The following is a 19,383-nucleotide window of genomic DNA, read 5'->3' as shown; positions in this document are numbered from 1 at the left end:
ATAGCTATGAAAAATATTAAACTTCTTATCGCGATTTGTGCAAGTTGTATTTCAACACAACTCGTAGTTGCGCAGGAGGATTTCCATCTTTCGCACGGTGAAGCCGCTTCTCTTTATATGAATCCCGGATTAACCGGAATGTACTGCGGTGAAAAAGGAGATTACCGTATTGTTAGCGATTACCGTTCTCAATGGAGTGTTCTTGCAAAACCGTTTTCAACAGCATTTCTTTCCTACGACATGCCACTTCGCAAGGGAGATAAAAAATGGGGAGTGGGCGGATATCTTATAGATAATCACGCTGGCTCTGGAAAATTCAACACACTTAATTTAATGGCTTCCGGCGCTTACAATATTATGGACGGAACGGACAAACATTATTTAACGGTTGGTTTGCAAATGGGAATTTTGTATAAAAGTTTTGATCCTGCATCTTATACTTACGATGTTCAATATTCTCCTTCTTCCGGAACATTCGACAACACGATTGATCCGCAGGAATCCTGGGCGAATACAAGCCTTCTGAAATTTGATGCTAACCTGGGTGTATTTTATAAATACATTGACGAACAAAAAAAATATCACCCTTACGGAGGTTTTTCGATTTATCACGTAACAAAACCGAATGACGCATTCACAGATTACAAAAGCCGTTTACCAATGCGTTTTGTGGTGCAAACAGGATGTGATATAACCATCAATGACCAATTTTCACTTCGCCCCCATTTTATTTACATGAATCAGGCAAAAGCGTACGATGCGAATTTAGGTTGCCTTGTTTTTTACAAGATCAAAAATTCTTCGCTCGATGCGCTTGCAGGTGTTGATTATCGCTGGAAAGATGCAATCGTTGCGCACATTGGTTTCCGCCAGGATCAGCATTATTTCCGTTTCAGTTATGATATCAATACTTCATCGCTGAATAATTATACCGGCGGAAGGGGTGCCTGGGAATTTTCCCTGATACTTGTCGGGTTCCGTGATCAGCCGTTGTTCAAGCCGATGTTCTGAGAATTTTTTTGAAAATACTTTCTCCCGGAATAATTACAGCCCGCACCCAATGATTTCGTCGGATTTTTTCTCGGAAGGTTTATTTTTCTTACCATCCTGACAGCAATCCACCGTGAGTAAGTATCACATAAATGAATTTAGCGATCACAACATTTGAAATAGGAATCACAAAAATAAATTTAGCCATCACAAGACCATAAATACGCGTCACAGAAGCACGAATTTTCACGGGTAGTCATCACGAAACGGTTTATTTTGTCTGAGTAGGCGCCACCAAAGTGCGGAAATTGCGGATTTGCAGATTGGGAAAAACTATCTCACTTGGATATCTGAATCACAAAAAAACGGGAAGCTGTTTCTTCTTCCCGTTATACTTTTGTGATGAAAATATTATTCTACGATCAGCTTCTTCGTCACTTGTTTATTTTGTGAGCGGACATTCAGGAGATAAATTCCCGGGGAAAGATCTTCGCGTGTAATTTTCAGTTGAGAATTATTTTTTGTACTCAACTCACGCACCATTTTTCCATTGAGATCATAAATGCAGATTTGTGTTGCTGAATTCAAATATTGTGCATCAATGGAAATTGTTGCTGCATCCGTCATCGGGTTCGGGAAAATATTTACTGCGTTTTCCGGAATTACATTTTCATTTATTCCGGTGGAAAGCGGATCGAATTCCCACCAGTCGGTGCGGTAAAGTGAATCATAACCGAGCCCTACATACGCTTTGTTATTCGGACACGAAACTGCAACTGAATTGGAGCGTGCAGTTCCCGGAAAATCGTGCATCGGCAACCACGTATTGGAAGTAGGATCATATTCGAAAAAATCTTTCCTGTTGTTCAGTGTATTGTCATAACCGAAACCAACATATCCTTTGTTATTGAGTGCAAATCCTACTGAACCGTAACGCGGCGTTCCGGGAAATGGAGCTTTCGGTGTCCAGGAATTTGCTGTAGGATCGAATGCAAAAAAATCTCCTTTCGCGATTCCGTCATCTCCCGTACCCACGTAACCAATGTTGTTGATCACAAAACCAACAGCGAGACGGCGTGCAGTTCCGGGATACAACGCTTTCTGCACCCAAAGATTATTTGTTGGATTATATTCCCACGTGTCATTTTTCAAACCGGTTGATGCTTGTCCGCAAATGATATAACCTTTTCCATTGATCGTGATTCCCACTGCAGCGCGGCGTCCTCCTCCATTGAACGCCTGCACCTGCGTCCACACATCTCCCACTGCATCGTACTTCCACGTATCGCTCATGTAAGAAATGGTTCCTTGTCCGCCTACAACGTAAGCATTTGTTCCAATAGCGAAAGACATGGCCACATCGCGACCGAGCCCGCTGCCGGTAACTCCGCCCAATGATGCCACTTGTGTCCATGTATTCACAGCAGGATTGAAAAGATAAGTGCTGCGTTTATATCCGCCGCTATCAACGCCGGTGCAAACGTAAGCTGCTGTTCCGACATTGAAACCAACGGCAGCCGATCTTCCATTGGTAGGAAAATCTGCTTTCGGCAGCCATCCGCCCATGATCTGTGCGAAACCTGTTACTGAAAAAACGAAAAGCGACGCTGAGGAAAAGAGAAAATATTTTTTCATAAAAAATTTTTTTAATAGATGATTACTTTACCGCTGCTGAAATTTTTGTTGCCGTCTGTGAGTGAATAGAGATAAGTTCCGGCCGGCCAATTCTGATTCTGCAATTCAATATGTGAATTTCCATTGACAGTTTCTTTTGAAATTATTTTTCCATCAATAGAAATAAGCTGGATGAAGAGTTGATCGTGTTGTGAAACGAATTGCGGATCAAGATCGAATTTGAGAACGTCGCTTGCAGGATTCGGGTAAACCGACATTTCTCCAATGGAATTTTCATTTATTCCGGTTACGTAAGGTTGGTACTGCCACGTGTCGCGGTGTTTTCCGCTTACACCTTTTCCAGTTGTCACATAAGCGGCGCCTGCAATTACAAATGTTGGAGCCGATCTTCTTCCTTCACTTCCGAATGCGGCGATCACATTCCACGAATTGGAAGCTACATCATACTCAAACCAATCTGCGCTATAACCACCGTCTTCTCCCATACCCATATAACCTTTTTGTCCGAGTGCGAATGCGCTTCCAAACGCACGATCCGATCCCGGAAAATCTGCTTTCTGTGACCATGAATTACTTGAAGTATTATATTCCCAGAAATCATGTGTGAACCAATTAGGATCTGTTCCGCAAGCAACATAAGCTTTGGTTCCGATCACGAAACTCATTTGTCCGAGACGAGGCCCGCCTGGAAAATTCGGTTTCTGTATCCACGAATTATTCGAAGGATTATATTCCCAAAGATCATTTGCATAATTGGCCGGCCCTATTTTTCCGCAACAGATATAACCCCTGGTTGAGGTTGCAAATCCTGCTGCAGAATAAACGCCCCATCCGAATCCACCGGGATAAGCGGCGCGCGCTGTCCATGCATTCGTGACCGAATTATATTCATAAAAATCACTAAGCGTATTTCCAACTGATGCGTCCGTGTTATCCATGCCGGTTCCAACATAACCTTTCATCCCGATTGCAAAACCAACTGCATCGCGGCGGCCCGGCCCGGGAATACTTGATTTCTGCATCCATGAATCGGAGCCCGGATCATATTCCCAGCAATCGTTGAGTTCGATGCTGTTGGAATCTTCGCCACAGCAGAGATATCCTCTTCCTCCAATGGCGAATGCGACCGAGCGCATGCGTTTACTTGCGGAGAGTGATGCTTTTTTCGTCCAGGAATTCTGGGAAAAAATTGCGAGCGGAAGCAATAGTAAAATTATTGCGAGATTATTTTTTTTCATGATGAATTCGTTTGAAATTTCCGGTTTTTTTTATTCGACGATCAGTTTAGTTCTTGCGGCTACATTTTCATTGTTGCGTAATTCCACGAGATAAACACCGGAACTGAGATCCATTTTTTCAAAGGTGTAAGAATGCCCGGTGAATTTTTCGCTGCGAATAATATTTCCGTTGAGATCGAAAACGACGAGTGAATATTCTGCACCCGGAATATTTTCATTTACAGAAATGACCGAAGAAGTTTGTACGGGATTCGGATAAATGCTGATAGAATTTGAATTTGCATCTTGGTTTTCTATTCCGGAGAGCGATCCGAATTCCCAGAAATCATGCATGTTTGTTCCATTCGTTCCATTGCAGGCATAACAGCGCGCACCAATGGAAAAACCGATTGAAAATCTTCTTCCCAGTCCGGGAAAATCATCCACTTCAGTCCACGTATTTCCAACGGGATCAAAGCGCCAGAAATCAGATAACATATTCGTCCACGCCTCAGCGCCCAAACCAACATACACATCACCATTGAAAGAAAAACTGATAGGCCCTATGCGTGTGAGACCGGGAAACATTGCTCTGGGGATCCAGTTATTTATTGAAGGATCATATTCCCAAAAATCTCCGCCGCCGGGAAATACATATCCTTTTCCATTGTAAGTTGTGGCGGTAGAATAGAAAAATGAACTGCCCGGATAATTTGGTTTGTATGACCAGGAATTATTTCCGGAATTATATTCCACAAGATTATATCCGTCGCAGATATATCCTTTTGTTCCAATTGCAAATGCAACGGATCCATAATTACTGATCTGGAGAGGGCAACTTGCAATGGGCGCCCAGGTATTTGTTGCAGGATTGTACGACCACATATTATTCCACGTACCTGCATATCCTTTTACACCAATGCCAAATCCCTGTACATCCTCCGATTGTCCGCCAGGAAAATTAGCGATCTGTTCCCACGTATCTGTTCCCGGATCATAAGAGTACATGTCGTCGTACGTTGCCATACCATTCCATCCTGTTCCGACATAACCACGGCTACCTACTGAAAATGCAGCGCAATGATGTCGCGCGGGTCCCATAAAAGTTGCGCGTTGTACCCAGGCGTAACTTCCCTGTGCGCGCGTTCCTGTGAATGAAGCAAGAACCAACAACAGGATGAGTGTTGTTCTAAGTATCGATTTTTTCATTGGAATATTTTTTAGGTTCATTTTTCAAGCGGATGAAAGGTGATTGATTTTTTTATTGGAGCAACAATTTTCCGCTTGCACGGATTGTGATGCCATCGGTAAACTGATAAAAATAAATTCCGGGAACTTTTCCGGCCATATCAATGTTTGTATTGACGGATGTAATTTTCATTTGAAAAATCTTTTGGCCGGCCGCATCAAAAATTTTCAGTTCTCCCTCTGGGTTATGCGTAGTGAAGTTAAACAATCTATCGGAAGGATTAGGGCCGACAGAAATAAAATTTTCCGTTTCATTATTAACTTCTAACCCGGCTGTAGAATTCGGATCATATTCCCATAGGTCTTTTTTGGAAAAAGGATCGTCGCCGGTAGCCATATATCCTATTGTTCCGATGGAAAATCCTACCGCGAATTCTCTTGAAGTTCCTGTGAATGGTGAACGTACCGACCAGGAATCGGAAAGTGTATCATATTGACGCAGATCGTTTGTTCCGGCAGCGCCATCGAAACCAGTTCCGAAATATCCTTTATCACCAATAGCAAATGCAAAACAGCCCCAGCGAGGAGTACCAGTATAGTTTGACTTTTGCGTCCACATTCCAGACGACTGGCTCCACATCCAGAGATCTACATTACCACCTCCGGAATTATCTTTGCCGGTTCCCACATAAGCATTTGTTCCAATGACGAAGCAGGAAGCATAACGGCGTCCTGCACCGGGAAAACTTGTGATGGGAGACCATGAATCGCCAGCTGCATCATATTGCCAGAAATCCTGGACATTACCACTCGTATCTTCTCCTGTACCGATGTAACCATAATTTCCGATGGAGAATCCTACCGTTCCCGAACGTGGCGATCCGCCAAAATCGGCGCGCTGTGTCCACGCATTCGCAGTAGTATCGTACACGTAAAAATCTTTCGTGAATCCGCTTCCGTCTTCGCCGGTTCCTACGTAGCCCTTGCTTCCGATCGTAAATCCTACTGCATGCTGTCGTGCGCTTCCAATGAAATCGGCGATCTGTGTCCAGGTATCAGAGGCCTGGTCCCATGCCCAGAATTCCTGGCTGAGCGCCGGGCCATTGCCGGTTCCCACATACGCTTTCGCTCCTATTGCGAAACAGGCAGCATATCTTTTTGCCGCACCGCCATAATCGGTAAGGCGCGTCCAGTAACCCTGCGAAAAAACAGTAGTTGTACTATAACACAACGCAATGATCAATAATTTTTTCATGTTAATTTTTCAGTTATTCAATTGATGATGATCTTTTTTGTGACGGATGTTTTCTGAGATTCGCGGATGCGGATGAAATAATTTCCGGAAGAGATACCCTCACGCGAGAAATCGAATTCATTCCCTGAAAATTTCACGGCTCGGATGAGTTTTCCCTGTTCATCGAGAATCTCAAAAGTTCCATCCGGAATATTTTTTCCGAAACTGATGACAGCATTATCAATCACCGGATTCGGTGAAATGCTGAAAGAAATTTCGGGTTGAATTTCATTTACACCAATGAGAATCCCGGTTTCCCAGAGATCGCTGAAATTAGTTCCATTGGTACCGAGACCAAGATAAGCATGAGTGCCAATCACGAATGAAGCCGGGTACCGTCTTGCAATTCCGGTAAAATCACACACCTGGCTCCATGAATCGGTTGGCGGATCGTAACACCAGAAATCGCCATAGTTGGTTCCACTCGGCATATCATCACCGCATCCCACATAAAATTTTCCATTGAGCGCAAATCCACCTGCTTCCATTCTCGGCAAACCGGGAAGATTTGCTTTCATGGTCCAATTATCAAATGCCGGATCATATTCCCAGATATCTCCTGTTGCTCCACTTCCATTATCACCCGTCGACAAATATCCTTTCCCGTTTATAGCGCACGCCACGCAGGAAATTCTTCCGGGCCCGGGAAGCGGAGCCACATTCGACCACGAATCAGAGGCAGGATCGTATTTGAAAAAATTCGAATGATAGGATCCTGTTCCAACATAACCGAGTCCGTTGATGGTAAAAGCAACTGCTCCGCGACGTGCAGCGCCGGGAAAATCAGCAATGGAAGTCCACATATTTGTGACCGGATCATAACACCAGAAATCCTGGTGAAGTGTTTGACTGGTGTCGCGGCCGGTTCCTACATAAATTTTTCCATCGATCACAAAAGTGGCAGGATGCATGCGGGGGCCTCCACCGTAATTTGCTTTTTGTGTCCACGAATCAGAAGAAGGATCATACTCAAACCAGTCATCAAAAAGTACATCCACAATAGCATTGATGTGACCGAGTCCAATATAGCCGTGATTTCCAACCGCAGCAGCAGCAGTGCGATGCCGGGCCGGGCCGGCAAAATTCGCACGTTGAATCCAGCACCCCTGTGCGCGTGCAACATCACAAAGCGATATTGAAAAAAGAAAAATAAATAAATAATTTTTCATTTGTCTTTGCTGACCGGAACAGAATTGTTGTGCGAATTTTTCTTGCTTAATTCATTGAGACTGTCAGCCAGGTGATGAGAGATAGCACCGAGACTGTCGAGATCGTGAATGCTGATCGATGGCAGTGATCCCTGTTCACGCATTTTTTTTGCAGCGAGTTCGCCAACAGATTCTGCGAGTGCCTGTGTTTTGAAACCATTATTACCGGGAAGGCCGGGAATGATCGGTTGATGAATGACACGCTTGCCATTGAGAAAAAGATCATAGCCCCAACCCTGCGAAATTCTTCCGGCACTATCCGTCACCTCGTAAGTTTTCACCGTGATCTGCGCACCCGAATCCATTAAAGGCGGATGCAATGAATTATTCGGCGTATCGGAATTATGAAGATTCATAGCGCTGTTACTATCGGATGGAGTTGTTTTTTTCTCATCATTTCCGCAGGAAATCAAACACGACCCGGAAAAGAATAAGAAGACCGGGAAAAGAATTTTTTTCATAGAAAAAGTGAACAATTACTTCTTACAACTTTACGAAAAATTAATGGTAAGGCAAAGTAGAATTTGAGAAAATTATTACGCATTCATGCACCGGATTTTTTTTTAATTCCAATACAAGCATAACTACCGGTGCACAGAAATTCTCCAGAATGTTTTAACCTGTGGCAGAATTCTTGATGCTTCCTGGCAATTCCAATGTTGTGAATTTCATTTTGCCGGCATGATTCAAACCCTCCGTTTAATCTTCTTGTTATTTTTTCTTAGTGGTGCGTTCACTTTTTCATTTGCACAGAATACCACGCGCTGCCTGGTGATCGAACGAATGATAAACGGAAAGGTTGATTCTGCTTACGGCTTGGTGCAATTGAAAACAGGCGACGCCGTGATGGTGAGAACAACCACTGATCATCACCTGCAGACCGGAACCATTACCGCAATTACAGATTCCACGATTGAACTCAGCAGCATACACACTGTGGTTATTTCCAGAATAACGGAGATCCGCTGGGGTCCGAAAGACGGAAGAAATAAATACCACGGAGCAGGAATCGTGGTGAGCGGACTTGCCAGCACACTATTTGCTTTTTACCAGTTTGCGCATGGAACAGGATCGCTCATTGGCGTTTATATTATTGGCGGAATTACACTCGTGGCACTCGCAGTGGTCGGTTATCTTTCGTACAGGAGCGGAAAAATTGCGATGAAGGAAAAACGCCGTATCAAAAATAGTAACTGGAAAATTATTTCCGTGCCAGTAGACGCCGCGATCCGATTTCCGAAGAGAAGTGCAGGATAAATAGTCCTTCTGCCAGTTATTTCTTTTTTGCGTTGGAAAAACATTCTCCTGCCGGGGTACATTTTTTCCATTACCAGCCCAGCTATTTTTTCAGATATAGTTATTTCGATTCTAGAGAATAGGTCGCTTTGGATTTCATGCACAATGTTGACTCAAACTATTTTCTTTTTCCACGAGAATATTTTTCATTCTACCACATCAAAATTAATGAACGGTGCTGATTAAATGTTGAATTCTATTTGTTTTATCAGGCCCGATGAACTTTACGGCTTGAAAATCCGCGGAGTGGAAACAAGCGAAACATGATTGGTGAGCATGGAAAGTTTTTACATTTGCAGTCCATTTGCATTTGACATTTCATTATTGAAACAAGGAGAACGCATTCTTTTTCAGGCGGATCGTCAATTGCAAAAAACGAAATCGGGGTGTAGCACAGTTGGTAGTGTACCAGCATGGGGTGTTGGGGGTCGTGGGTTCGAGTCCCGCCACCCCGACAGAAGAGGATTCAGAAATGAATCCTCTTTTATTTTGTTTACCGCGCTCAATTTATTGCCATCCGCGCATTTTGTTTATCTAATTTTGTTTCCGTTCTGAAAAACATGAATCGGTCAAAATATTTTCTTTTTCTTATTCCTTTTCTTCTTTTGGATTTTTTTTCGCTGCAGGCGCAGTCTTCAAAAAAATTCACCGTGAGCGGATTTGTGCGTGAAGCTTCCAGTGGAGAAGCGATCATCGGTGCGGTGGTGACGCTGAAAGATCCGCTGAAAGTGGCGAGTACGAATACCTATGGATTTTATTCCATCACTGCAGATTCCGGCACGTACACGCTTACTGCCCAATTTGTGGGACTTGATGATTACACGCAACAACTTGTTCTCACATCCGATATTCATCTTGATATTAAACTAGAAGAACACAAAAATCAGGAAGTAGTGATCACCGATAAAAAAGAAGATGAGAATGTGACCGACGGGCAAATGAGTACCAATCGTCTCGAGATGAAACAGGTGAAACAGATTCCTGCTTTTCTCGGTGAAGTGGATGTTCTCAAAACAATTCAGTTGCTTCCCGGAGTGAAGGGCGGCGCCGAAGGAAATGCAGGTTTTTATGTGCGTGGTGGCGGGCCCGATCAGAATCTTGTTTTGCTGGATGAAGCCACCGTTTACAATGCAGGACACCTGTTCGGATTTTTTTCCGTCTTCAATGGTGATGCGATCAAAGATGTGAACCTCATCAAGGGAGGAATGCCGGCGCAATATGGCGGACGGCTTTCTTCTGTACTGGACATTACCATGAACGAAGGCAACAACCAGAAATTCCAGGTGGACGGCGGCATTGGTGTGATCTCTTCGCGCATGACCGTGCAGGGGCCGATCAAAAAAGATACGGCATCATTCATTGTTTCCGCAAGAAGAACTTACATCGATGTGCTGATGAAACCTTTCATCAAAACAACTTCTCCATTCTACGGATCGGGATATTATTTCTATGACCTCAATGCTAAATTGAATTGGAGGATCAACCAGAAAAATACCGTTTTCCTCAGTGGATATTTTGGCCGCGATGTATTTACCTATAACGACAATAAATCGGATTTCAAAGTGAACATTCCCTGGGGAAATGCAACTACTTCGCTGAGGTGGAACCATCTCATTAACCCGAGAATTTTCGTGAATTCCACGGCTGTTTTCAGTGATTATAAATTTTCTTTCGGCGCAGAACAGGATGGATTTGAATTCAAGTTATTTTCCGGCATACGCGATTTCAATAATAAGATAGATTTCAGTTTTCTTCCGAACAGCAAACATTACATCCGCTTCGGAACGAATTACTGCTGGCACATTTTCACACCCAATAATGTTTCTGCAAAATCGGGCGACACCGTGTTCGATCTCGGCGGACTGAAAAAACAATACGCACACGAGGTGGGCGTGTATGTGAATGATGACTGGGACATCACAGATCGTTTGCGGCTTACCGTTGGTATGCGTTATTCTTATTTTATCATGGTTGGCCCTTTCGATCGTTTTATTCAGGATGTAACGGGAAGAACGGTGGACACGATCCATTATAATAAATTCAAAAAAGTAAAAGATTACGGTGGGCCGGAGCCGCGAGTTTCCATGCGTTTCATTCTCGATGATCAGTCGTCCATCAAAGCATCTTACACTTACAATCTGCAATACGTTCATCTCGCAACGCTCTCTCCGATCTCACTTCCTACTGACATCTGGGTTCCGTGTTCCGATGTAGTAAAGCCACAGAAAGGGTGGCAGGTGGCTACAGGATACTTCAGGAATTTCTATCACAACAAATATGAATCATCGGTTGAAGTGTATTATAAAAAAATGTACAACCAGGTGGAATTTGCTCCCGGCGCATTGCCCGAAGACAATGTGAATAACAACACCGATAATAATTTTGTATTCGGCAAAGGACAATCTTATGGCGCCGAATTCTTTTTCAAAAAGAGAACCGGCAAGCTGAACGGATGGGCAGGTTACACACTTTCCTGGACGACAAGAAATTTTCCCGACATAGACAGCGGAAAAACTTTTTACGCGCGCTACGACCGGCGTCACGATGTTTCCCTTGTTTTAATTTACAATCTGAATGATCACTGGACGTTCGGAAGTGTTTTCGTTTATGGAACCGGCAATGCGATCACGCTTCCGATACAGCGTTACATCATTGAAGGAAATATTGTTTCCGATTATGGTCCGCGAAATGGTTACCGGATGATCCCTTATCACCGCCTCGATATTTCCATCACCTACACGTGCAGGCCAAAAAAACTTTTCAAGAAAATTCCTTACGAGAACAACTGGAATTTTTCAGTTTACAATGTGTACAACCGCCACAATCCTTATTTTATTTTCTTCGACAATGAAGGAAGCGTGGCCGACGGAACACTGAAAGTAACTGCAAAACAGGTTTCACTTTTCCCGATACTTCCTTCGATAACGTGGAACTTTAAATTCTGATGAGTACGAATTACGAAAACTTTACTAAAAACGAAATGAGTTACGAAAGCACTTTTCACAATGAAAAATAAATTCATCATTCCACTTGTCTTCACGCTGCTTCTTTTTTCCTGCGAAAAAGAAATCCAGATCACACTTCCTGAAGTGGAGAAAAAAATTGTGGTCGATGGTGGAATTGAAACCGGGCAACTCACAGAGATCAATCTCACCTGGAGTACCGGTTATTTTGACCCGGTCGATTCTGCTTCGCTCGCAAATTATCTCATCACAAATGCATTTGTTACCGTAACCGACGGAAATAATATTGACACGCTTCACACTTCATTCGATCCGCTGAAACCAATTCCTATTGTGTGGGTGGGCACGCATGTGTACGGGCAGGAAGGGCACACTTATTTATTGAAAGTTGTTGCCGATGGAAAAACCGCTACCGCATCAACAATGATTCATACTGCAATTCCGCTCGACAGTGTTTGGTTCAAAATAGAACCGAATGAAGACAGTCTCGGTTTTGCGTGGGCGCACATGACAGATCCGGTTGGAATTGGAAACGGATATCGCTGGTTTACAAAACGTGTTGGAGTTGATGATCGTTTCCGGGCACCTTTCGGTTCTGCTTTCGATGATCGTTTTGTAGAAGGAAAAAATTTTGATTTCGCTTACAATCGCCCGAGTGATCCGGGATCAACTGCACCGGAAGATAATGGACCGCAAGCCGGATTTTTCAAGACCGGAGATACCATTGCTGTAAAATTCTGCACGATTGGTCAGGCCGAAGTAAATTTTTTCCGCTCTTACGAAGTGGATGTGGAGAATAACGGAAATCCATTTGCAGCGCCGGGAACTATTGAAACCAATGTACACGGCGGACTCGGAATCTGGTGCGGATATAATCCGAGTTACGATACAATTATTTGTCATTAGTCAGACTTCGACAAGCTCAGTCTGACAAATACTTCAACAAAATTTTATTAACAAGATAATAATGTACCCAATATTCTATACCTACATTTTGCTGTGTTCTGATGATTCCTATTATGTCGGAATTACAAATAAACTTCAGAGAAGATTGGCTGAACATGAAAATGATGAAACAGAGAATTCTTACACATCTTCAAGAAGGCCGGTGAAATTGGTTTGGTTCGAAGAGCATAAGTATGTTGACAAAGCGATTGCAAGAGAAAAGCAAATCAAAGGTTGGTCACGAGCAAAGAAAGAAGCATTAATTAAGAGACGGGAGTTTGATCTTCCCCAACTTGCAATGAATACTGAAAAGAAACGTCAAAAGAATACCACCGATTGAGAGATTGTCAGACTGAGCCCTGAGCATGCCGAATGGGTCGAAGGCTGACTAATTTCCATTCACGATTTTCACCGCACCGCTTTTCCCCTTATCAGATTCGAGCGCCATTCTTCTTTTTCTCCAGCCATCTTTTATAATAACAGCAGCAGTATTCGGCGGAACAGTTCCGAGATTCTCGGCATACATCACAAGATAATTATCGCCGGGATCGAGTTCAATGCGGAAAGATTTTTTTCTGCGCTTGAGATCGATGTGTTCTTTCACCGTTTTTCCATTGAGCGTTAACGTAATGCTGTCGCCGTCAATTTCATCATTGTCCCACAGTTTCACAGTCACTTTATCGTGATGAACGCGCATCGTACTCTGTACTTCCACCACCCGGCTTGCCGTATCGGGCTGCTGAACAAAAAGATCTTTGTGATGATGTTCGGTGGTATCGCGCACATGTTCTTTCATTTTAAAATCCCAGGAATAACGAATGTTGCACATCACGGTCGATCCTTCATAGGTAATATTATTTTTCCCGCTCGAAACTCCATTGCGGAAAAACTCATACTGATCGGTGTACGTTGCTGAGAACGGCGCGTAAAAAACAATTCCAATATCGAACGTCCGGCTGTGATCACCTGCGAAACTCCGCAACCCGATTTCGGAGCTCAGCATGTAACTTGTTTTACTCGCGGCAATGGTAGTTGCCGTCATTCCGTTTTGATTATACCTCCAGTCTTCAAAATGATCCTGCTGAATGAGCTGATCGAAATTGCGATGATAGAATGTTTGCCCGAATCCTTCACGGATGTAAAAAAAAGATTCGCCTCCCATTACCGAAACATCATTCCTGAAAAAACACTGCTGAACAGAAAAAGAATATTTCAAATATTTATCCGTCATCACCCAGCGTGAAAAAGAATCAACAGGTGAAGTGGTCCAGCGGAATGGAGGAAGAAATTCATAACAGGCGCGGTTACTCTGGAAATCCAATTGCAGCCCGGTGAAATTTTTTGAATTCCCGTCACGAAAAAGAATTCCGCCATTCACACCAATCGAAGTATTCGCATCCACACCCAAACGTGTTTTTCCATTCACATCACTCAGCAAACCGATTCCACCGCCAAAGATCCTTGTGAAATTATCATTGCCCTCGGCCTGGTAACTTTTCGTGGGCGACCAACCGAACATTCCGAAATTGAAGCCGGCCGTAATGTAATGTTCGTGCGGAGGAAGATTCTGCGCTTCAGAACGAAGGCAGAATAATATTATGAAAATGAAAAGAATTTTCCTTGCGCTGATCCGTGATGTCCGCATAAACATAAAAGAGATTTTCATTTTTAGGAATGAAGCAAAATTACCGTTAATTCCATCAAATGGCGGACCATCATTTCAGAAGTACGCTATGAATATATAAGTGGCGATTCCGAACACATATTAAGCGCGATTAGTTATTTTTGTTCCTCTCAAAAATTGAATTTCATTTATGAATACAAATCCGGAACGTGTACAATGCCTCATCGTCGGATCGGGACCTGCAGGATACACTGCCGCCATTTACGCAGCACGAGCAGAATTAAAACCTATGATGTACATGGGGCCTGAGCCGGGAGGGCAACTCACCACAACTACAGAAGTGGAAAATTATCCGGGTTATCCGAAAGGAATTCAGGGGCCGGAGATGATGGAACTTTTCAAAGCGCAGGCAGAACGTTTTAAAACCGATGTACGTTTTGGTTTTGCAACGAAAGTAGATCTTACCGGGCCCGTTCACAAAGTGTGGATCGATGATGGTAAAGTTGAAATTCATACCGACACACTGATCATTGCCACCGGCGCTTCTGCAAAATGGATCGGGCTTGAATCAGAACAGAAATACAGAACAGTTGGAGGAGTTTCGGCTTGCGCAGTGTGTGACGGATTTTTTTATCGCGGAAAAGATGTCGCCATTGTGGGCGCGGGCGACACCGCGTGCGAAGAAGCAACGTATCTCGCAAAACTCTGCAAACAGGTTTACATGATCGTGCGAAAAGCAAATGGTGAAATGCGTGCTTCGAAAGCCATGCAGACCCGCGTGATGAATACAAAAAATATTGAAGTGCTGTGGGAATCGGAAACAAAAGAAGTGCTCGGAGACGAGAGCGGTGTGAATGGCGCAGTAGTTGTAAATAAAAAAACAGGCGAAGAAAGACGACTCGATATTTTCGGATTTTTCGTTGCCATCGGCCATAAACCGAATACCGATATTTTCAACGGATGGCTTGATATGGATGAGAGTGGTTACATCAAAACCATTCCCGGTTCGAGCAGAACAAATATTCCCGGCGTGTTTGCAGTAGGCGATGCGCAGGATAAAGTTTATCGCCAGGCGGTGACAGCGGCCGGCAGCGGTTGCATGGGCGCGCTCGATGCCGAAAGATATCTTGCGTCGAGAGGCGTACATTGAATAAATGGTTATTGGGTTATAAGATTTATGAAATAAAAATATGCTGATGCATCAATGCCTTAATAACTTAACAACCCAATAACTTAATAACTTAACAACTTAACACCCCAATAACTTAATACCTCAACCCTCGTAAAAATAAAAAATGCGGTCTCTTTTTTTACTTCTGTCAATAGCAATTGCGGTTCCCATTCAGGCTCAATTGGGCAAACAGAAAAATCTTACGCGCTATTATAAATTCGATGCGATCTACGATTCCACGCTCGGCATTGCCATTTACGAAAAACTGAATTTTGCTATGGGCGGTGATTCCGTTCGCTACACCGACAAAGGATACGCTGCGCAGAATACGTGGGAGGATTATTATGATAACGGTGCGGTGCTGCACACGGGTTATTATGTGGACGGGCAATTACATTCTTACAAAAACTTTTATCCGAACGGGCAAATGGAGCGCGATTTTCACAATGTAGATTATTACCGCAATCAAATGATCCTTTACTGGATGAACGGAAAAGTGCGCAGTGACATTACCTATTACCAGGGGCAGGAAGAAGTGACGCACGAATATCACGAAGACGGAACACCGGATTACGCAGAGGAGTATGCAAAAAAACTGGAGTATCTCCTTTACCGCACATCGTGGTACGACAACGAGAAAATGCAGGACGACATGCAACTGCTCGACAAGAAAAAAGGAAAATATTATCTCAAAGAATATTATGAGAATGGAAATATCCAGGACGAAGGAACGATGCAGTATTACAAAGAGATCGACGATTATATGAAAGAAGGTTCCTGGAAAGTTTATGATGAGAATGGAAAACAGATTTCCACGCAGGAATTTGTGAGGAACCAGATGACGGAGGAACGGAAGTTATGAATTGAAACTGCAACAGTAAATTCGGGTTGTACTGAATACTGGAAGCGGCGAACCGCGAAATACCGTGTTTGTATCTTGAGAACAGGTTGAATAAATTGAAAATGTAAATTCTCACGTTCTATCATTTTTGTTCAGTCGTCATTCCGTTCACTATATTTGATAGCTGCCTCTTCAATTTTACTCAGGAAATCATCCTCAATCCAGATCATTATGCTCGTAAGAAAATTAAAGTGTTCCACCTGCGGCAGTAATAAGGTGACGGAATCACGCTCCATGTACATTTATTGCGACTACTGTGCAACATGGATGGGTATTGACATGAAGAATGCGATGATCGAAGCGACTGACGCATTTTCCGTTTCCAATTACCAGGACAGATCACAGCAGGAATACCTCGCAGCCGCAATGCAATTGGGTGAAGCGGCTAAAGCGAAGGATAAAGAAAAAAGTATTGAAGCCAATCTTCGTATGCTACAGTTGGAGTTCGATCTTTACCCTCACCGGTATGGACCCAAAGGCAAGCAACAGGTTTTCAGAAAAAAATACCTGGACTATCGCAGGCAAAACTTGATAGAGATGTTTGAGAAAGGCGACTACTTTTCTTCTTTCGCAAACAGTGAAGGGATCGCGCTTTCGCAGGGACTGCATTTCACCATGGTGGACGGTAAAATGAATTACAACTTCGACGATCGCTTTATCGCTTACATTGAATACTCCGAACAGACGATCCGTAATGCTATTGAGAAATCGAAGTTTTACAATTCGTTGCAACTTCATCCCGAGGGATCCGTTGTTCAGAATACAGGACTGATGTATTCAAATGCAATGGCCAATATGATGTCGATCTATCATGAAGAGACCGCAAAAAAAATAATTTCTCATTTCAAACTCGACTACGATTATATCGAGATCGATCCGGTGAATATTTCGAAAATGGAATGCTGTGTTTGCCAATCCGAAATCAATGTTCCTGAAAATTCAAACACTGTGATCTGTGAGACGTGCGGAAACAGTAATAATGTAAAAGAAAAGACGATCAATTGTATCAATTGCGGAACACGCTTCGCTGTTTCCAATGGCAAGGCGCAGTGTCCTTCTTGCGGAAGCGTGTTTTATTCCATACAGAATATGAATGATGTAGTGTCCGCTCAAATCACGTCTCAGGAAAATGCTCAAGTGAAAACCAAAAAGAATTCATCCTTCTTCAAACGGTTGTTCGGAGGATGAAAAGGTTGCTCTTATTTTTCAACACATAGATCAACTCATCATGAGAAGTTCATCGTCGACTGAAACCGTTACATTTGCGGAAATAAATTAAATCTTTTAGTCATGTCCGATTCTCCCAAATGCCCGAAATGTAATTACGAATACACCTATTTTAATGGAACAATGCAGGTCTGCACCGACTGTCTTCACGAATGGAATCCGGAAGAAGCAGTGAAAACACCTGAAGAGGATGCCAATAAAATTCTTGACTCGAACGGAAATGAATTACACGACGGAGATACAGTTGTAACGATAAAAGATCTTCCGGTGAAAGGCGCATCTAAACCGGTAAAGGCAGGAACCAAAGTGAAAAATATTAAATTGGCAGAAGGCGATCACAACATCAGTTGCAAGATAGACGGATTCGGCGCGATGGGATTGAAATCGGAGTTTGTGAAGAAGGCGTAGTGCGAATAGAGAACTGAGAGATGTGAACTGAGAGATGTGGTGTGGCAATTTTTTTATTTCCTTTGCACATATTTTTCACGTTAAATTTTTATATGTATGCTAATTATTATTCTTGATTTAAAATTTCACAGAGGCAAAAAAGTCATTACCCTTCAATTTCCCTACAACAAAGATCTCATTGCACGCACATGCCTGCTTGCGGGTGCTGCGTGGAGCCGCGGATTGCGCGCGTGGTATGTTGCGTATGCGCAGGATTCATTTCAGAGATTGAAAGAACATTTCAAGTCATTCGCAACACTTGATGAAAAACTATTCCTTGAATCTGAGAGAATCGAAAAGATGAAACCACCCTCGGTGAAGGAGATCGCGCTGACACCCGAAATTTCTAAAGCGCTTGAAAAGTTCGCGCGATACATGCGCACGAAGCGATATAGCGATAATACGATCAAAACGTACTGCGATGCTGTTTCCACTTTTCTGAAATACTATTCGCAGAAAAAGATCGCGGAGATCACGAATGAAGATCTTATTGAATTCAACGACAACTATATTCTGGCGAATAATTATTCGGCGGCGTTCCAGAACCAGGTTGTGAATGCGGTGAAATTATTATTCAGAGAAATGAACGGATCTGCAATGGATGTAACGGTTATTTTTCGTCCTAAAGTTCCAAAGCTTCTGCCGAATGTGCTGAGCAAAGAAGAAATTCAGCAACTCCTTTCGTCACCGAGAAACATCAAGCACAAAGCGATGCTTGCGCTCATCTACAGTTGCGGATTGCGCAGAAGTGAATTGCTTGATCTGAAATTGACCGACATTGATTCACACCGGAAAATTGTTCTGATCCGTAATGCGAAAGGCAAAAAGGACAGGATTGCGCCCCTTTCGGAAAAGATCCTGTTATTACTCAGGGAATATTACAAGGCCTACAAGCCGGAGCGCTGGCTTTTTGAAGGGCAGGAGAAAGGTGAAACATACAGCGAAAAAAGTCTGACGAATGTTCTGAAGCAGGCGTTGGCAAGAACGAACATAAAGAAACCGGTTAGTTTACACTGGCTTCGTCATAGTTACGCCACACATTTGCTCGAGAATGGCACTGACCTGCGTTATATCCAGGAAATTCTTGGCCACAAAAGCAGCAAGACAACGGAAATTTACACTCACGTCAGTACCAAAAGTATTCAGCAGATCAGAAGTCCATTTGATGAGTTGGAAATATGACATCGAAAAACTAAATTTGATATAACTCATTTTATGAGACATACTTTCCGGATTTGGAACATTATGGATCAAAGAATGGGAGATATAAACGAGTT

The 19,383-nt window shown here is 43.1% G+C and carries 17 protein-coding genes and 1 tRNA gene; 11 read left to right on the top strand and 7 right to left on the bottom strand.

The window, feature by feature from the left end; genetic code table 11:
• Positions 1 to 6: 6 nt before the first annotated feature.
• On the top strand, positions 7 to 1,011 hold the full coding sequence (locus HY064_13190) for a PorP/SprF family type IX secretion system membrane protein (protein MBI3511609.1): 1,005 nt from the start codon (positions 7 to 9) through the stop codon (positions 1,009 to 1,011).
• Positions 1,012 to 1,401: 390 nt separating this feature from the next.
• Here HY064_13190 and HY064_13185 read toward each other — a convergent pair whose 3' ends face one another.
• The 6 genes from HY064_13185 to HY064_13160 are packed head-to-tail and all read right to left on the bottom strand — an operon-like array spanning position 1,402 to position 7,993.
• A complete protein-coding gene (locus HY064_13185) occupies positions 1,402 to 2,625 on the bottom strand; it encodes a T9SS type A sorting domain-containing protein (protein MBI3511608.1) in 1,224 nt (407 codons plus the stop codon).
• Positions 2,626 to 2,636: 11 nt separating this feature from the next.
• Positions 2,637 to 3,863, bottom strand: coding sequence for a T9SS type A sorting domain-containing protein (locus tag HY064_13180; GenBank protein ID MBI3511607.1), 1,227 nt, complete (start codon positions 3,861 to 3,863; stop codon positions 2,637 to 2,639).
• Positions 3,864 to 3,893: 30 nt separating this feature from the next.
• Complete coding sequence (locus tag HY064_13175) at positions 3,894 to 5,051, bottom strand: T9SS type A sorting domain-containing protein (protein ID MBI3511606.1); 1,158 nt, start codon at positions 5,049 to 5,051, stop codon at positions 3,894 to 3,896.
• A 52-nt stretch (positions 5,052 to 5,103) separates the two neighbouring features.
• Complete coding sequence (locus tag HY064_13170) at positions 5,104 to 6,285, bottom strand: T9SS type A sorting domain-containing protein (protein ID MBI3511605.1); 1,182 nt, start codon at positions 6,283 to 6,285, stop codon at positions 5,104 to 5,106.
• A gap of 17 nt (positions 6,286 to 6,302) precedes the next feature.
• The gene (locus HY064_13165; protein MBI3511604.1) at positions 6,303 to 7,493 is read right to left on the bottom strand and encodes a T9SS type A sorting domain-containing protein; all 1,191 of its coding nucleotides are present in this window, start codon (positions 7,491 to 7,493) and stop codon (positions 6,303 to 6,305) included.
• Positions 7,490 to 7,993 (bottom strand): DUF4907 domain-containing protein, encoded by a 504-nt coding sequence (locus HY064_13160; protein MBI3511603.1) that lies wholly within the window; start codon positions 7,991 to 7,993, stop codon positions 7,490 to 7,492. The genes HY064_13165 and HY064_13160 overlap by 4 nt, the downstream gene beginning before the upstream one ends.
• A gap of 247 nt (positions 7,994 to 8,240) precedes the next feature.
• On the opposite strand from HY064_13160, the gene HY064_13155 reads away from it, so the two are divergent.
• The 5 genes from HY064_13155 (at position 8,241) to HY064_13135 (ending at position 13,076) form a co-directional block, all read left to right on the top strand.
• Positions 8,241 to 8,789, top strand: coding sequence for a hypothetical protein (locus tag HY064_13155; protein MBI3511602.1), 549 nt, complete (start codon positions 8,241 to 8,243; stop codon positions 8,787 to 8,789).
• Positions 8,790 to 9,210: 421 nt separating this feature from the next.
• Positions 9,211 to 9,283 (top strand) — tRNA-Pro (locus tag HY064_13150).
• Between the two features lie 105 nt (positions 9,284 to 9,388).
• Positions 9,389 to 11,773: a TonB-dependent receptor gene (locus HY064_13145; protein MBI3511601.1), complete on the top strand. Its 2,385-nt coding sequence runs from the start codon at positions 9,389 to 9,391 to the stop codon at positions 11,771 to 11,773.
• A 60-nt stretch (positions 11,774 to 11,833) separates the two neighbouring features.
• Entirely contained in the window at positions 11,834 to 12,697 is an 864-nt protein-coding gene (locus HY064_13140) for a DUF4249 domain-containing protein (GenBank protein ID MBI3511600.1), read from the top strand.
• 61 nt (positions 12,698 to 12,758) lie between these two features.
• Positions 12,759 to 13,076: a GIY-YIG nuclease family protein gene (locus tag HY064_13135; protein ID MBI3511599.1), complete on the top strand. Its 318-nt coding sequence runs from the start codon at positions 12,759 to 12,761 to the stop codon at positions 13,074 to 13,076.
• 48 nt (positions 13,077 to 13,124) lie between these two features.
• On the opposite strand, the gene HY064_13130 is transcribed toward HY064_13135, so the two are convergent.
• Positions 13,125 to 14,381 (bottom strand): hypothetical protein, encoded by a 1,257-nt coding sequence (locus tag HY064_13130; GenBank protein ID MBI3511598.1) that lies wholly within the window; start codon positions 14,379 to 14,381, stop codon positions 13,125 to 13,127.
• Between the two features lie 169 nt (positions 14,382 to 14,550).
• Here HY064_13130 and trxB point away from each other — a divergent pair, with 169 nt between their 5' ends.
• The 5 genes from trxB to HY064_13105 all read left to right on the top strand — a co-directional run bounded on the left by trxB (position 14,551) and on the right by HY064_13105 (position 19,288).
• Positions 14,551 to 15,510, top strand: coding sequence for a thioredoxin-disulfide reductase (gene trxB / locus HY064_13125; GenBank protein ID MBI3511597.1), 960 nt, complete (start codon positions 14,551 to 14,553; stop codon positions 15,508 to 15,510).
• A gap of 145 nt (positions 15,511 to 15,655) precedes the next feature.
• A complete protein-coding gene (locus tag HY064_13120; GenBank protein ID MBI3511596.1) occupies positions 15,656 to 16,393 on the top strand; it encodes a hypothetical protein in 738 nt (245 codons plus the stop codon).
• 255 nt (positions 16,394 to 16,648) lie between these two features.
• The gene (locus HY064_13115) at positions 16,649 to 17,620 is read left to right on the top strand and encodes a hypothetical protein (protein MBI3511595.1); all 972 of its coding nucleotides are present in this window, start codon (positions 16,649 to 16,651) and stop codon (positions 17,618 to 17,620) included.
• A 102-nt stretch (positions 17,621 to 17,722) separates the two neighbouring features.
• Positions 17,723 to 18,067: an alkylphosphonate utilization protein gene (locus tag HY064_13110; protein ID MBI3511594.1), complete on the top strand. Its 345-nt coding sequence runs from the start codon at positions 17,723 to 17,725 to the stop codon at positions 18,065 to 18,067.
• Between the two features lie 96 nt (positions 18,068 to 18,163).
• On the top strand, positions 18,164 to 19,288 hold the full coding sequence (locus HY064_13105; protein MBI3511593.1) for a site-specific integrase: 1,125 nt from the start codon (positions 18,164 to 18,166) through the stop codon (positions 19,286 to 19,288).
• The last annotated feature ends 95 nt before the right edge of the window (positions 19,289 to 19,383 follow it).

It is taken from the genome of Bacteroidota bacterium (assembly GCA_016194975.1).
GTDB lineage: Bacteria > Bacteroidota > Bacteroidia > Palsa-965 > Palsa-965.
Note: the sequence above shows the minus strand (reverse complement) of the source record. Positions and strands in the feature narration are given on the sequence as shown.